This window comes from Gemmatimonadaceae bacterium, assembly GCA_036003045.1.
In the GTDB taxonomy this organism is placed as follows: domain Bacteria; phylum Gemmatimonadota; class Gemmatimonadetes; order Gemmatimonadales; family Gemmatimonadaceae; genus JAQBQB01.
Window position 1 is genome coordinate 1 of the sequence record DASYSS010000103.1, and the last position, 14,954, is coordinate 14,954.

The 14,954-nt window shown below is 67.6% G+C and carries 13 protein-coding genes; all 13 read right to left on the reverse strand.

The window, feature by feature from the left end; all coding sequences use genetic code 11:
- A partial coding sequence (locus VGQ44_22430) for an ATP-binding cassette domain-containing protein (protein HEV8449597.1) occupies positions 1-140 on the reverse strand: 140 nt, incomplete at its 3' end.
- Between the two features lie 142 nt (positions 141-282).
- Entirely contained in the window at positions 283-1,476 is a 1,194-nt protein-coding gene (locus VGQ44_22435; protein HEV8449598.1) for an aminotransferase class I/II-fold pyridoxal phosphate-dependent enzyme, read from the reverse strand.
- Positions 1,469-1,780 (reverse strand): molybdopterin dinucleotide binding domain-containing protein, encoded by a 312-nt coding sequence (locus VGQ44_22440; GenBank protein HEV8449599.1) that lies wholly within the window; start codon positions 1,778-1,780, stop codon positions 1,469-1,471. The genes VGQ44_22435 and VGQ44_22440 overlap by 8 nt, the downstream gene beginning before the upstream one ends.
- A 4-nt stretch (positions 1,781-1,784) precedes the next feature.
- Entirely contained in the window at positions 1,785-2,342 is a 558-nt protein-coding gene (locus VGQ44_22445; GenBank protein HEV8449600.1) for a hypothetical protein, read from the reverse strand.
- A complete protein-coding gene (locus VGQ44_22450; protein HEV8449601.1) occupies positions 2,339-3,238 on the reverse strand; it encodes an ATP-binding protein in 900 nt (299 codons plus the stop codon). Before VGQ44_22450 ends, VGQ44_22445 begins: the two co-directional genes overlap by 4 nt.
- Positions 3,235-4,230 carry a carbohydrate kinase family protein gene (locus tag VGQ44_22455; protein ID HEV8449602.1) on the reverse strand — a complete coding sequence of 332 codons (996 nt, stop codon included), beginning with the start codon at positions 4,228-4,230 and terminating at the stop codon, positions 3,235-3,237. Before VGQ44_22455 ends, VGQ44_22450 begins: the two co-directional genes overlap by 4 nt.
- Before the next feature lie 40 nt (positions 4,231-4,270).
- Complete coding sequence (gene purH, locus VGQ44_22460) at positions 4,271-5,809, reverse strand: bifunctional phosphoribosylaminoimidazolecarboxamide formyltransferase/IMP cyclohydrolase (protein ID HEV8449603.1); 1,539 nt, start codon at positions 5,807-5,809, stop codon at positions 4,271-4,273.
- Positions 5,810-6,045: 236 nt separating this feature from the next.
- A complete protein-coding gene (locus tag VGQ44_22465) occupies positions 6,046-8,205 on the reverse strand; it encodes a M20/M25/M40 family metallo-hydrolase (protein HEV8449604.1) in 2,160 nt (719 codons plus the stop codon).
- Positions 8,171-8,869, reverse strand: a complete 699-nt coding sequence (gene purN, locus VGQ44_22470) for a phosphoribosylglycinamide formyltransferase (protein ID HEV8449605.1) — start codon at positions 8,867-8,869, stop codon at positions 8,171-8,173. Before purN ends, VGQ44_22465 begins: the two co-directional genes overlap by 35 nt.
- Before the next feature lie 10 nt (positions 8,870-8,879).
- A complete protein-coding gene (locus VGQ44_22475; GenBank protein ID HEV8449606.1) occupies positions 8,880-9,455 on the reverse strand; it encodes an HAD-IIIA family hydrolase in 576 nt (191 codons plus the stop codon).
- Positions 9,452-10,816: an L-seryl-tRNA(Sec) selenium transferase gene (selA, locus tag VGQ44_22480; protein ID HEV8449607.1), complete on the reverse strand. Its 1,365-nt coding sequence runs from the start codon at positions 10,814-10,816 to the stop codon at positions 9,452-9,454. The genes VGQ44_22475 and selA overlap by 4 nt, the downstream gene beginning before the upstream one ends.
- 16 nt (positions 10,817-10,832) lie before the next feature.
- On the reverse strand, positions 10,833-12,131 hold the full coding sequence (locus VGQ44_22485; GenBank protein HEV8449608.1) for an Ig-like domain-containing protein: 1,299 nt from the start codon (positions 12,129-12,131) through the stop codon (positions 10,833-10,835).
- Positions 12,119-14,935 (reverse strand): valine--tRNA ligase, encoded by a 2,817-nt coding sequence (locus tag VGQ44_22490; GenBank protein ID HEV8449609.1) that lies wholly within the window; start codon positions 14,933-14,935, stop codon positions 12,119-12,121. Before VGQ44_22490 ends, VGQ44_22485 begins: the two co-directional genes overlap by 13 nt.
- Positions 14,936-14,954 lie beyond the last annotated feature (19 nt).

Here is a 14,954-nt window from a genome sequence, read left to right on the forward strand (position 1 = left end):
ATCGTGCTCTTCCCGGCGCCGCTCGGGCCCGTGAGGAACACGAACTCGCCTTTGGCGATGCGGAAGGTGACGTTTCGCAACGCCGAACTTCCCGCGACGGCACGGGGATAGACCTTCGAGACTCGATCGAAGCGGATCATCAGAGAGAGGGGGACGCCCAAACACTTGACGCACGGTTGTTTCCAGCGTCACCGGGGCATCGCCTTCGGTATCTCCCCATCGCAAAACGCGCCGCGCGTGGCGGCCTACCGGCCTGCCGGCCCCTCAGCCCACCCGCCCGCGCTAGCGAAGCGCCTGCTCGATGTCCGCGATCAGATCCTTCGCGCTCTCGATGCCGACGCTCAGCCGCAAGAACCCGTCAGGAATCCCGGCGCGGGCGCGCTCGGCCGACGTCAGGTGGGCGTGCGACGTAAAGCGCGGCTCGGAAACGACGGAATCGACCCCGCCGAGGCTCGGAGCGTGGCGGAAGATGCGAATCCGCTGGAGGAATCGGGTCGCGGCGTCGGCACCGCCGGCTAGCTCGATCGCCATCATCCCGCCGAAGCCGTCCATCATCCCTTTGGCCGTTTCGTGATCCGGATGATCCGGCAACCCGGAGTAGTGCACTTTGGCGATCGCCGAATTCGTCGCGCACCACTCGGCGATGCGCATCGCGTTTTCGTCTTGGCGGTGAACGCGGATCTCCAACGTCTTGAGACCGCGCTCGAGGAGCCATGCGGCGAATGGATCGGGGGCCTGTCCCCACACCATCATCTTCTGGCGAACTTCCTCGATGTACGGCGCCGTGCCGCACACCATCCCGGCGAGCACGTCGTGGTGGCCGTTGAGATACTTGGTCGCCGAGTGGATGACGACGTCGGCGCCGTGCTCGAGCGGGCGTAGGTTGACCGGACTCGCGAACGTCGAGTCGACGACGAGCGCGATGCCCAGCTCCTTCGTGATGTAGCTGACCGGCCGCAAGTCGATGACGCGGCACGTCGGGTTGATCGGCGTCTCGAGGAAAATCGCGCGGGTCGTCTTGCGCAGCCGTTTGCGCCAGACGCGCGTCTCCGTCGGATCGATCAGCGTGACGTCGATGCCGAATGTCGCGAACTCCGTCGCAAGAAGCCGCGAGACACCGCCGTAAATCGCGCCGCTGGCGAGGAGATGGTCGCCGGGGCGGAGCAGAGCGAGCAGCGCGCACGCGACAGCGCCCATTCCGCTCGCCAGCAACACGGCGCTCTCCGCGCCCTCGAGCGCCGCGACGCGCTCTTGCACGATCTCGGCGTTGGGAGAATTGCCGTAACGCGGATAGCGGAGACCGTCGCCTGTGCCGATCTCCTGGTTGAAGTTCACCGACTGGAAGAGGGGGTGAACGACGGGCGTATCCGATTCGTGGGCCGGGCTGCCGGCGTGGACGGCGAGCGTCCCGACGTCGAGCGGCGACCGGCGAGTCTGCCCGGAGCGCCTGGCGCGGGGGGGAGGTTGGTCAGGCAAAGGCGGTGTTTCTCCGTCCGCGATTGTCGAGGTCCGGCTTCACCACACGAACGATCTCCGACGGCGATGCGCCGGCCACGTCACGCAGCACGACGTCTCCGGCGCGCAGCGACTCGTCGATTCGCACCGTCGCGAGCTCGCCGCGGCGCGGGCCGTACACCCACGCGAGCTCACCCTCGTTGAGCAGTCGGTTGCGGGCGTCGGCGGGGTTCAGCGTCACCATCGGTCCGCGGTCGGCGTCGCCCTTTCGCGACGCGTCGAGCCGCAGCACGCGCAGCGGACGGTCGAGCAGCTCGCGATCCACGACGTCACGCCTGGAAGTGGCCGACCGCGATGTACTCGTCGTTGGCGCGCATCACGAGTCGGCGCCCGCAAAGCGAATCCAGCGTGCCGCGCACGAGCGTCGAGTCCGACCCGGTCGCGATCGCGACGTCGTCGGCGTTCGCGGTGCCGAGGCGGTACACGGCTTCCCAGGTGCTGCGCTCGTCGTCGCTCAGCATGCCGGCGACCTTCACGCCTTCGGCATTCTCGACGGCGAGGGCGAGGCCGTGACGCTCGAGCACCGCTTCGATCGCGACCCAGTGGTCGTCGTTGACGCCTCTGAACAAGAAGTACGCGTCGTCGGACGCGTAGCGCATGAGCAGCTTGGCCACGACTTCGTCGGCGCACGAGAAGTCGATCATCGACACCTGCGAGAAGTCGATGATCGTGAACGAGCGCGCGTCGGCGGAATCCGTCGGATCCGCGAGCAGCTGCTCGATCTGGCCGCGAACCGCGGCGCCGGTGGGGCGCGTGACGAGATTCGAGTAGAGATCGCACGACAGCGTCTGACGAAGCACGCTGCTCAGATCGATGTGGTGCATCATCGCTCCGTCGATCCTCCGTCCATGGCCTCAGGAATGATTACCTGAACTTGCGCGCCAGGGAACTGGGGGAGCCCTTCCACGAGCGGCGGATCGTCGTCCCAGTCGGGCACAATGCCGATCCTGGCGGTGCCGCTCCGCACGGACAGCTTGCCGTTCCAGCGCCCGACGTAGTTTCGCGCCCCGGCGAGCCCGTGTCCCCGGCCCCGCTCGCGAAACCGGCTCACGCCGCGAATCACCGCCTCCTCGAGCGCGGCGGCGTCGTCCCAGCGCGTGGTCGGCAGGTGGCCGGGCGCGGTCTCGAGGGACCTTCGGAATCCGAGCCCCGCGTCGCAGACGGCGATTACCACCACCCGTCGCCCGAGACGCTTCGTCCAGCGATAGCTCTGCACGGCGACCCATCCGCCTTGCCCCGCGTGCTCGATGATGTTCTGGCAAATCTCCGACAGGGTCATCGTGAAGCCGAGGATCGCCTTCGACTCGAGATGCATCTCGTTGTGCAGGATGCGCTGCGCGCCCTCCTGCACTCGGCCGACGACGCCGTGCACGTCGTCGCTCCCCGCGACCGGTGTAATCTCGAGAAGCACGCTCGATTCGCCGGTCTCTTTCCGCTTCGGGTACGCCCCCCGAAGGTCGTACAGGCCCTCGGCGTAGTGGAAGAACGCCGCGCGTCGCCAGTACGACAGCGTCTCCTCGAGCTCCGGAACGGCGAGCGCCGGGCGCTCCTCACGCGTCTGAGCGAGGGTCAACAACGCCGTGAGGCCGTACGGCGTCGCCCATCTCACGTGCCGCGCGTCCACGAGCAGCTTCGCGTCGGGAGGCAGGGGTGCGAGCTGTTCCAACAGCTGCTCGAACGTGTGCTCGTCGAGCGAGGGCGGAACAATGAGGACGTGACTCACGTGAGGCTGATCGTTCCCCGGAGATAGTCGGAGAGCCCTGAGGCTCCGCGGTGCCCGACGTTGCGAGCGGCCGCGCGGTGGGCGGCGAGGATGGCGTCGCCAAAGTTATCACCGGCCAGCAGTCGCGAGAAATAGGTCGCGCCCCACACGTCGCCGCATCCCGTCGGGTCGCCGCCGTCGACGACGTGGTCCGCGGGCACGATCGACGTGCGCATCGGCCCGACGTCCGACGCGATCGACTGGAACGGGCGGGGCGAGGCGGGGCGCGCGAGCTCGAGCCGCTCGAAGTCGGCCGCGGCGAAGTACACCGCGCCCCGCTTGGCCAACGTCACGACGAGGCACCGCACGCCGGCGTGCAACGCCGTCGCGGCGAGCGCCATGGGATCAGCGGCGAGCATCCGCATCTCGTCCTCGTTGACCTGGACCACGTCGAAGCAGCCGCACCATTCGCGGACGTTGGAGATCGGCCGCAGCGTCCGGAGCCCATCGGGCTGCACGGCCCAGGCGAGCATGTGTAAGTCACAGTAGATCGGACCCGCGAATGACTGACGCACGAGCATCGTCGTATCGAGGTCGAGCTCCCACCCACTCAGAAAATTGATGTACAGGGCGTCGAGTCGCGCCGTCTCCAGCACCGGCTTGAGCCCCAGCCACGTCCATGGCGGAACGCCGCCGTGCATCACTTCACTGCGCCGCTCGTCGTCGAAGTAGCGTAGCTCGACGCGGTTGTTCGGGTACGGCACGACGATCGGCCGGGCGTCGGACGACATGCGCCGCATGCCGCTCATGAACTGCGACGCCGCCGGCGCGAGATCTTCGCCGACCTTGATGATCGGCACGATCTCCCACTCGTCGGACAGGGCCGCGTCCATGCCGCTGAGCGCGTAACTGATCCCGCCCCATTCCGCGATGGGGGACGAGCGCGTGTCTCGGCCGTAGATCACGTCCCACACGATCGAGCCGATGACGCCGACGCGCCGCTTGCGCGTCACGACGCGACTCCGGCACCGCGCCGATGGTGCACGAAGGACCTCAGTGGCGGAACTGTCGCTTGCCGGTGAACAGCATCGCCATTCCGCGCTCGTTCGCCGCCGCGATGACTTCGGGGTCGCGCACCGAACCGCCCGGCTGGACGATCGCCCGTACTCCGGCTTCCGCGGCCTGGTCGATGCCGTCACGGAATGGAAAGTACGCGTCCGATCCGAGCACGGATCCATCGGTCGCGTGGCCGGCCAGCGACGCTTTGTGCGCGGCAAGGAAGGCCGCGTCCACCCGCGACATCTGCCCGGCGCCGATTCCGATCGTCGCGCCGTCGCGCGCCAGCACGATCGCGTTCGATTTGACCGACGCCACCGCGCGCCACGCGAACAACAGGTCTCGATACTCCCCGTCGCTCGGCTTTCGCGTGGTCACGAGCGTCCATCCCGAATCGTCGATCACCGCCGGAGCGCGCTCTTGCACGAGCACGCCGCCCCGCACACGCTTGTAGTCGAGATGGTTGTCCGAGGTGAGAACGCTCGCACGCCCCTCGAGTACGCGGAGGTTCTTCTTGCGGCCGAGGATCTCCACCGCGCCCGGGCTGAACTCCGGCGCGACGATGCATTCCACGAAGAGGCTCGCCACGGCATTCGCGGTCGTGTCGTCGACTGGCACCGTGAACGCGATGACCGAGCCGAACGCCGAGATGGGGTCGCACGCGAGGGCTTTCTTGTAGGCATCGAGCGCGTCGGCGCCGACGGCGAGACCGCACGGCGACGTGTGCTTCACGATGGCGCACGCCGTCTCCGTCGCGAACGGATCGATGGCGAGCAGCGCTCCCTCGAGGTCGAGCAGGTTGTTGAACGAGAGCTCTTTCCCACCGCGCTGCGCTAGGCCGCCGAGCCCGGCGCCCGGGCGCTCGACGTAGAACGCGGCGGACTGCCCCGGGTTCTCGCCGTAGCGCAACGACTGCGCCCGCTCGAACGACACGACGATGTCCGGCGGAAACTTGTCGCCGCGCTCGCGCGCGAACCACGACGCGATCGCCGCGTCGTACGCCGCGGTGTGGGCGAACGCCTTGCCGGCGAGCAATCGGCGGAGGTCGATGTCGTCGTCGCCGGCGTCGAGCGCCGAGTGTACGCGCCCGTAGTCGTTCGGGTCGGCGATCACCCAGACCGACTCGAAGTTCTTCGCCGCGGACCGCAGCATGCTCGGCCCGCCGATGTCGATGTTCTCGATCGCGTCCTCGCGCGTCGCGTCCTTGCGCGCGACGGTCTCGCGAAACGGATAGAGGTTCACCGCCACGAGGTCGATCGGCGTGATCCCATGCTCGGCGAGCGCTTTCATGTGTTCCGGGATGTCACGCCGAGCGAGGAGCGCGCCGTGTACGGCCGGATGCAGCGTCTTCACCCGGCCGTCCATCATCTCCGGGAATCCCGTCACATCGCTGACGTCGCGCACTGTGAGACCGGCGGCCCGCAGCGCCTTCGCCGTACCGCCGGTGGAAACGAGCTCCCAACCGAGCTCGGCGAGCGCGCCGGCGAACTCGACGACGCCGGTCTTGTCAGAAACGGAGAGCAGAGCGCGGGGCATAGGCGTTTGAAACTAGCGCCAACAGAAACGTTTTACGCAGGCCTTGTCTCGGCAGCCCAGCCACTGTTGGCGCCGGCCAAAATTGAACACAGATGCCGCAGACCTTGAACAGCGATTCCGCAGTAACTACAAAGCCTTTGTTGTTGGTATCTGCGGGATTGCTCTTCCAATCTGCGGCATCTGTGTTCCCATTTCTTAAACCGAGTAGTGGCCCGCTCGGCGTACGGCATGGGTCTCTACGGCTTGCGCGGTATCGCCGTGGGAGCCTTCGCGACAGCCGCCACGATGCGTGTGAGCGAACGCAGGTCGCGGAGGTCCAGCATCTCGGCGGGCGAATGACTGTAGCGCAAAGGGTAGGCGAGCGCGACGTCGATCGCGCCGACGCGCGCGAACTCGGAGCCGTCGTTGCCGCCGTTCGTCACGCCGACTTGCAGCGGAATCCGCTCCGTCCGGGCGATGCGCGTCACGCGATCGATCTCGTCTGGGGGCGTCACGCTCGAGTTATCGAGCGCGCGCATGACGGCGCCCTGTCCGATCGGTGCGTCGGCGAAGCGCTGACTCTCCAGCGGCGAGTCCGACGACACGAACGTGTCCACGGCGTGCACGCGGTGCACCGACGGGCCGAAGATCGCCGCGGCGGCCTTCGCCCCTTCCAAGCCGCCTTCCTCGCGCACCGAAAACATGAAGATCACCTTGTGATCGAGCTTCGCCGGGTCGATCTCGTCGAGCGCGAGCAGCAGCGCCGTGATTCCGGCGCGATCGTCGATCGAGCGTCCGGTGATGCGCGTGTCGCCGACGCGCGCCGAGCACTTGAAACCGGTGAGCGCTAGGCCGACGTGCACGCCGGAGTTCACGAGCTCGGCGGAGTCTCGCGCGAACCAAGCGGTGAGCGTCGCGGGCTCGCGGTTGCGCGAGCTGTCTCGCGGTACGAACACGCCGCGCATCGGCCCTCCGCGCGACGCTTCGCACCCGAGCTTTCCGTCGCGCGGCGCCTGGTGGTCGGTCGGCCGGTGGAGGAGCGCCGGTTGTCCTTCCCACAAGAATGGAAAGAACGTCCCGCGTGGCCTCAGTGACACAACGCCGTTGCGGTCGATCGCGGTGATGACGAAGCTGATCTCGTCCATGTGCGCCACGATGACCGTCGTGTCGCGGTTCGGCCCCATCGGAACGATCAGATTCCCTGCGGAATCGACTTGCGCGAGCGCTCGAGCCCATGCCGGCAGCATCGACTGAATCGCGTCGCGCATCGGCTGCTCGAACCCGGACGGCGCGTACACGTCGGTGAGTTTCCCGAGCACTTCGGCGTAACGCGACAGCGAGTCTTGGACCATGAGCGGCGGCGCGGCGACCCAGCCGTGTCGCACCGCGATCGGCCGCGGCGCGTCGCTTCCAACCGCCGCGGCACGCGCCACCGCGCGGAAGAGCGACTCGATGTCAGTCTCTTGCAGCGTTTCGGCGAGCGTTCCCGCGAAACGCGACAGAACGCCGATCGACAGCGTGGCGCCGACGTCCAGCCCGGCCAACGGCGGCCACGGCGCGCGCATCTCTCGTGGCGTGGACTGCATCCGACCCAGATCGCCGTCCACCACGAACAGCGAGTCCACGCGCCCGAGGCGACGCAACGCCGACGTGAGCCCGGCCCATGAGAACGACTTCTGAGTCGAGACGATGAACACCGTCTCGCCCGTGCTCGGCTCCTTCGCCGATGCGGCGGCGACGGCCGCACACCCGGCGCGATTGGAAGCCGCCGGACCGGCGACGAAGTCGCTGAACGTCCACTCGGGCCAATCGCGCACCACGGGATCGAGCCGATCGATGCCCATCTTCACGACCTCGGCGCGGGAACGCGCGCCGACGTCGAGCCACAGGTTCTCGATCGACGTTGGCGAGTCGTCGGCGGGGCGGCCGCGCCAGAGGTGGTTGCTCCGCACGGCGAACACGCCCGTCACGTTGTGCGACCGCTGCGGATTCGTCCGGTCGACGGCGATAACGATGACTCGCTGGCCTTCGTGGAACTGATTCCACAGCGCGACGTGCTTTCCGTTGCCGATGCCGTGCACGCGCAGATAACCATCGTCGCCGATGTCACTGACGACGTATCCCGTTTCGTCGATGCCGCATGCGACGACGCGCTTCGGGGAGCCGCTGCCGGTGTGCTTGACGAGATTCCCCGAGTCGTCGCGCGCCCAGCCGTCGGTCGCGCTCAGGATGCGATCGGTCGCGAGCCGCTCGTAGCCCGGCGTCGCGATGAGCGCGATCCAGGTCGACACGGCGTGCGAGTAGGGCGGCGTCGCGAGCGTGTCCTGTGCGCGCGCGAGAGCCGGCGCTCCCGCCGTGAGCGCAACGAAGACGCCGGCTGCGTTAGCGAGCCAGCGCGAGATCGATGTTCTCGGCAAGTCGCGAATCCTCCTTCGGAAGGAGTGTGAACGCGGGCCTGGTGTCGGCGGAAATGACGGTCGGCTCCCGCGATGGGAGCGACATACGCCCCGCGGCCAACGCGTCGATGACGCGCGGATACAGTATGTGTTCCACGCGCAGCACGCGGGCGGCGAGCGTACCGGCGTCGTCGTCCGCGAAGACGGGCACCGGCCACTGGGCGATGATCGCGCCGTGGTCGTACTCCGCGTCGACGAAGTGAACCGTCACGCCGCTCACGCGCGCGCCCGACTGGATCACGGCGTGGTGGACGCGATTACCGTACATCCCGTGGCCGCCGAACGCCGGCAGCAGAGCGGGGTGAACGTTCACCATGCGCCCGTCGAATCGCGACACGATGTCCGCCGGAATCATCTTGAGATAGCCGGCGAGCACGATGAAGTCGACGCGGTACTCGTCGATGAGCCGGTCGATCGAATCGGTGCTGCCGCGCGCTTCGGGCGAGATCACCATCGAGGGAATGGCGCGCCGTTCGGCGCGCTCCAGCACGCCCGCCGTCGATCGGTGGCTGCCGACCACAACGACGCTGCCCGCGCGTCGGTCGCCGAGTGCGTCGAAGTGGTCGAGAATCGCCTGGAGGTTCGAGCCTCCGCCCGACGCGAGCACCGCGATGCGGGAAGTCATCGCGCGGAGTCTATTGCGCTGCCGCCGAGGCGGGAAGCGCGTCGAGGAAGCGATCCACCGCCTCGCCGAGCGAGTGCGCGATCTCCAGCCCTTCCGCGCGAACGCGTTCGCGATCCGCGGCCGGCGAGGACGACACGTCGAGAAAGATCGGTCGCCCGCCGAGCGCCGCGGCCGGCGCCACGTCGCGCCAGCGGTCGCCGACGAACACCGACCGGCTCGCGTCGATGCCGAGATCCGTGATCGCGTCGCGAAACAGTTTCAGCGCCGGCTTCCGACAGTCGCACGGTCCGGTGATCTCCGGAAAGTGCGGACAGACGTAGGTCGCGTCGATTCGCGCTTCCTCGGGAGCCAGTAGTTCGTCGATGCGGCGCCGGACGGCTTCGTAGTCGTCGGTCGACAGCCAGCCGCGCGCGATTCCCGACTGGTTGGTCACGACGACCACGACCACACCCGCGTGATTCAGCTTCGCGATCGCCGCGGCGGCGCCGGGCAGCAACGCAACGTCGTTTGGGTCGCGAACATAGTTGGCGTCGTGGATGATCGTGCCGTCGCGGTCGAGAAACGCGCCAACGCGGCCGCGGTTCACGCGGATGCCGCCTCCAGCGCGGCGCGCACCGCCCGCACCAGCTCCTCTTCGTCGGCGAGGAACACGGTCCGCAAGTCGAGCAGCACCATCCCGTCGGAAATGCGGGCGACGATCGCCGGATCGCGCCCGCGAAGCCGCCGTTCCACCAGGTCGGCCGAAGCGTTCACGCGCAGCGCCGCCGACACAATCGTCGCTGTGGGAAACGCGCCGCCGCCGACGCTCGACACCGTCTCGATCACGTCCACACGCCGGTCGCCGATCGCGGCGGCAAGTCGGTCGGCGCGCGCCTTCAGCGTCTCGAAATCCGCGGTCAGCTGAGCGAGCGCGGGAATCTCGCGAATGGCGCGCGACGGCTCACGATACAGCGCGAGCGTCGCTTCCAGCGCCGCGAGGGTGAGCTTGTCGACACGATACGACCGCGTGAGCGGGTTCGCGCGAATCCGCTCGATGATTCGCCGCGAGCCGAGCAGAAGCCCCGCCTGCGGACCACCCAGCAGCTTGTCGCCGCTCATCGTCACGATCGACGCGCCGGTCTTCATCGCGTCGCGCGCCGTCGGCTCGCCGACCAGCCCGTACGCCTCGAGCGACGTCAACAGCCCGCTGCCGAGGTCGTAGAGCACCGGCACGCCATGGTCGTCGCCGAGCGCGGCGAGCTGGTTGGCCGAGACCTCCGAGACGAACCCGGACTGCTCGAAGTTGCTGCGATGGACCTTGAGGATGATCGCGCCGTCCGCCTCCAGCGCGCGCCGGTAGTCAGCGAGGTGCGTGCGATTCGTCGTGCCGACTTCCACGAGCCGCGCGCCGCTCCTTTCCATGATTTCGGGAATCCGGAAGCTCCCGCCGATCTCGATCAGCTCTCCGCGCGACACGATCGCGGTCCGGCCGTCGGCCAGCGTATTCAGCGCGAGCACGAGCGCCGCCGCGCAGTTGTTCACCACGAGCGCGTCTTCGGCGCCTGTCAGCTCGCGAAGGAGCGACGCGCAGTGCGAATAGCGCGACCCGCGCTGTCCACCCGCGACGTCGTACTCGAGATTCGAGAATCCTCGGGCCACGCGATCGATCGCGTCCAACGCCGCCGGGGCCAGCGGCGCTCGGCCGAGATTCGTGTGCAATACGACACCGGTCGCGTTGATGACGCGCCGCAGCGAGCGCCGTGTGGCGTCGTCCACCGCGTTGGCGACTGCCGCCGTCCACCCGGCGGCGTCGGCCGGCGCGTCGGCGTGCGACGATCGGACCGATGCGATCGTCCGCCGAATCGCGTCGACGACCACTCCACGCGGAACCTGGTCCAACAGCGCTTGAATTCCCTCGCTCTCGAGAAGCGAGGTGACACTCGGAAGACCTCGTCGTGCGTCCGTCATCGGCGGCGGGGCGTGCTCAGTGCGGGGGCTTGGACGGCGGCGGGCGGCCTACAGGTGGGCGGGTGGAATCAGACCGCGCGCGCGTCGTGTCCTTCGGTGGCGGCTTCGGCAGCGGTACTTGGAAAGTACGCGACTGGTCCACTGCGTGTCCGACGAGATTTCGAAACCCCCGCACCGTGAGGTGGTACGATCGGCCGGGGACGAGCCGGGTGTTCGGAGAAAGGGTCAGCACGACCGCCTTGTCCGGGGGCAGCGCCTTGGGCTTCGCGGGGGGCGGTGCCGGCCGCGCGCCGGGTACGCCGACACCCGCAGGCGGACGCGGCGCCGGATTCACTGGAATGGGCGGTTGTGCGGCTCGGGCGCGGCTCGTGTCGCGCGCGCGGGCCAGGGAATCGGCGGTCCTCGCCGAGTCGATCCTTCGAGTGGAGTCGGCCGCTCGCCTTGCGGCATCGAACGCCGTACCCCACTGCACACTGACGACTTCCATGCGCGTCGAGTCGGCGCTCTTCAGGTCGACGAGCGCCGGCTGAAGCGGGAGTGCCGGATCCAGATATTTGTCGAACACGACGTGGATCGTGATGCTGTCGTCGGTAATCACGTTGGTGAGCAGCGCCGGCGTGGAATCCCGCTCGACTGCGTCGAGCTCCACGGCCGGCCGCACGTCGGTGACGCGCGTTTCCGTCGTGTCCCACTTCTCGGCACGGTCGATCTGCCGGTTCGAGTTCGCGTCGATGAGTGCCCGAACGAGGTAGACGCCGGTATCGATCGGTCCGATCTCGAAGCGCCCTGTCGTGTCGCTCACGGCGACGAATTGCAGCGTCGTGTCGGCGCGGGATATCGCTTCCACGAGCGCGTTGGGGGCGGTGTGCTGTGCCGCCCAATCGAACACGACGCCGGTGATCCCGAGCCGCGGAATCGTCGGGCCGGTCGAGAAGATGATCGACGCGCCTTCCTTGCGTATGTTGCCCCGCAGGTCGGCGAGCCCCGGAAGCATCGTCACGACGTACGCCATGTTCGAGCGAAACTTCCGCAGCTTGAGCGTGATGCGGCTGCGATGCCACGACACGTCGGGATCGCCGTCGCGCGGCGACACGAGAAACAGGCGCGACAAATCGGTCGCGCCGAGCGCCTGCTGCGCGACGACTTCGTCGAACTGAAAGTCGATCTCTCGCGGCCTGACGTTGAGCTGCCCCGAGTCCGGTTTCACCGAGACGATCACCGGTGGGTCGTGATCTTCGGGGCCGCCCGGCGGCTGGCCGGCCGACGCGCAGGCCACGACCAACCAGGCGGCTGCGACGGCGATCAGCCGCCGCACAACGATCGGACCCGTTCTGTGAGTTGTTCGCGCTTCGACTTCATCTCGTCGAGGATGGCGCGGTCGCCGGCGACGACGTCGGCCGGCGCGCGTTCCAGATATTTCGCGTTTGACAGCCGCGCTTCGCGCGAGCCGATCTGCGTGGTGAGCTGCGCGACCTCGGAGCGGAGCCGCGCGCACTCCTTCGTCACGTCGATGAGTCCGGCGAGCGGAACGATCACTTCGGAGCCGCCGGACAGCACCGCGTGCGCGGCGGCGCTCACCGGAACGCCGTCGGCGAGACGCACGTCGGCGCGCGCCAGGCGGCCGACGGTCGAGGCTTCGTCGCCAAAGACGTCCTGGAGGTCGGCGTCGCCGGCCCTCAACACGACCTCGATCGACTTTCCGGGCGCCACGTTGTTCTCGGCGCGAATCTGACGAATCGCCAGCACCGCCTCGCGCACGAGCTCGAATTCTTCAGCCGAGTCGTCGAGCGACTCGAAGTGCAGAGCGGACGCGTTGTCGAGCGCGTCGCGGTCGAGATGCGTCGGCCACTCGGCGCGGGCGAGAAACCGACCCTTCTCGCGGGCCCCGCCGGGCAGACGTTGCCAGAGCGCTTCGGTCACGAACGGCACGATCGGATGCAGGAGACGCAGAGCGCAATCGAACGCGTGCACGAGAACCGCGCGCGCGACCTCGCGGTCGTCGCCCTTGGTTTCCAGTCGGCTCTTGAGCGACTCGAGATACCAATCCGCGAGCTCGTTCCACACGAACCGGCGCGCCGCTTCGGCGAACTCGTTGAGACGCAGACCGGCGTTTTGCTCCAGCTCACGCCAGATGTGCTGGTCCGGAGAGTCGTATTCGACTTGAGGACGCAGCGGTCCCAACGCCTCGTCGCATTCGTCGATCGCGGCGCGGAGGCGATGCAGAATCCATTGGTCGGCCCGGGTGAGCGCGGATTCATCGAGATCACTAACCCGCGCGACGGGCTCGGTTCCCACTTTGTCGAGCAGGAATCGGCCGATGTTCCAGAGCTTCGTGACGAAGTTGCGTCCCGTCGCGAACGATTTGTCGATGTCCGCCGGGTCGAGGATCACGTCGGCGCCCATGCCCATGCCGGCGACGAGTGTCCACCGCAGCGCGTCGGCGCCGTAGAGCTTCACCACGTCGAGTGGGTCGATCCCGTTGCCCAACGACTTCGACATCTTCCGGTGCTGCGTGTCGCGCGCCGTCCCCGTGAGATACACCGTATGGAAGGGTGTGCGGCCCATGAACTCGTAGCCCGACATCACCATGCGGGCCACCCAGAAGAAAAGAATCTCCGGCGCGGTGACCAGCGTGTCGGTCGGATAGAAGGCGTCTAGATCCAGCGTCTTGTCGGGCCAGCCGAGCGTGGAGATCGGCCAGAGCCACGACGAGAACCAGGTGTCGAGCACGTCCTCGTCCTGCCGGGCGGGACACCCGCAATGGGGACAGGTAGTGATATCTTCGCGACTCACGAAAACGTTCTGCGGCGGATCGCACTCGTCGCAATACCAAACGGGAATGCGGTGCCCCCACCACAGCTGGCGTGAGATGTTCCAGTCGCGGATGCCGGTGAGCCAGTTCTCGTACACGGCCTCCCACCGCTCCGGCATGATGCGAATGGCGCCCGCGCGGAAACCCGCGAGCGCCGGCGCGGCGAGCGGTGCCATCTTCACGAACCACTGGTCGGACAGGCGCGGTTCGACCACGGTGTCGCATCGATAGCAGTGGCGCACCGCGTGCTGATGGTTCTCCGTCTTCTGAAGCGCGCCCGATGCCCGCAGCAACTCGACGATTTTTTCGCGGGCCTCGAAGCGATCCAGCCCGCTGATCGACGGCGGCACGCGTCCGTCGGCGTCTTTCACCTCGCGCACCACGGCGTGCTCGTCGATCACGATCGGCATCGGCAGCGAATGGCGCTTGCCGACCTCGAAGTCGTTCGCGTCGTGCGCGGGCGTGATCTTCACCACGCCGGTGCCGAATTCTGGATCCGCGTATTCGTCGGCCACGACCGGAATCGACACGCCCACGATCGGCAGCCGCACCGTCTTTCCCACCAGATCGCGATACCGCTCGTCGCTCGGATTCACGGCCACTGCGACGTCCGCGAGCATCGTTTCGGGGCGGGTCGTCGCGATCGTGAGCGAGCGACCCGGCTGTCCATCCACCGGATAGGCGATGTGGTACAGGGTGCCCGGCTCGTCCTGAAACTCCGCCTCTTCGTCGCTCAGCGACGTGAGGCAGCGCGGACACCAGTGGATCACGCGATAGCCCCGGTAGATCAGGCCACGCTCGTAGAGACGCACGAACGCCTCGCGCACCGCGCGCGACAGCTCGGGTGAAAGCGTGTACGCCGTGCGCGTCCAGTCCGCCGACGCGCCGATGGCCTTCAACTGTTGAAGGATCACACCGCCAGTTTCTTCGACGAACTTTTCCGTGCGTTTCACGAAGGCTTCGCGGCCGAGGTCTTGGCGCGTCTTTCCCTCGGCGGCGAGCATCTTCTCGACGACGTTCTGCGTCGCGATTCCGGCGTGGTCGGTCCCCGGCACCCACAGCGCGCCCGTCCCCTTCATGCGTGCCCAACGCACGATCACGTCCTGAATCGTATTGTTCAGCCCGTGACCGACGTGTAGAATCGCCGTGACGTTCGGCGGCGGCATGACGATCGTGTACGGGTCGCTGTCGCCACCGACCCTGTCCGACTCCGAGGCCTCGATGTGAAAGCAGTTCCCGGCCAGCCAGGAGTCGTAAATCTCCGGCTCGGTCGACGCGAAGTCGAAACGATCAGGGAGTTCGGACATATCCCTCAAAAATAGCATA

Bases quoted from the DNA above. Each gene is read 5' to 3' on its own strand.
- VGQ44_22445 (HEV8449600.1), bottom strand. From the start codon at position 2,342: ATGATGCACCACATCGATCTGAGCAGCGTGCTTCGTCAGACGCTGTCG.
- purH (HEV8449603.1), bottom strand. From the start codon at position 5,809: ATGCCCCGCGCTCTGCTCTCCGTTTCTGACAAGACCGGCGTCGTCGAG.
- purN (HEV8449605.1), bottom strand. From the start codon at position 8,869: ATGACTTCCCGCATCGCGGTGCTCGCGTCGGGCGGAGGCTCGAACCTC.
- selA (HEV8449607.1), bottom strand. From the start codon at position 10,816: ATGACGGACGCACGACGAGGTCTTCCGAGTGTCACCTCGCTTCTCGAG.
- VGQ44_22490 (HEV8449609.1), bottom strand. From the start codon at position 14,935: ATGTCCGAACTCCCTGATCGTTTCGACTTCGCGTCGACCGAGCCGGAG.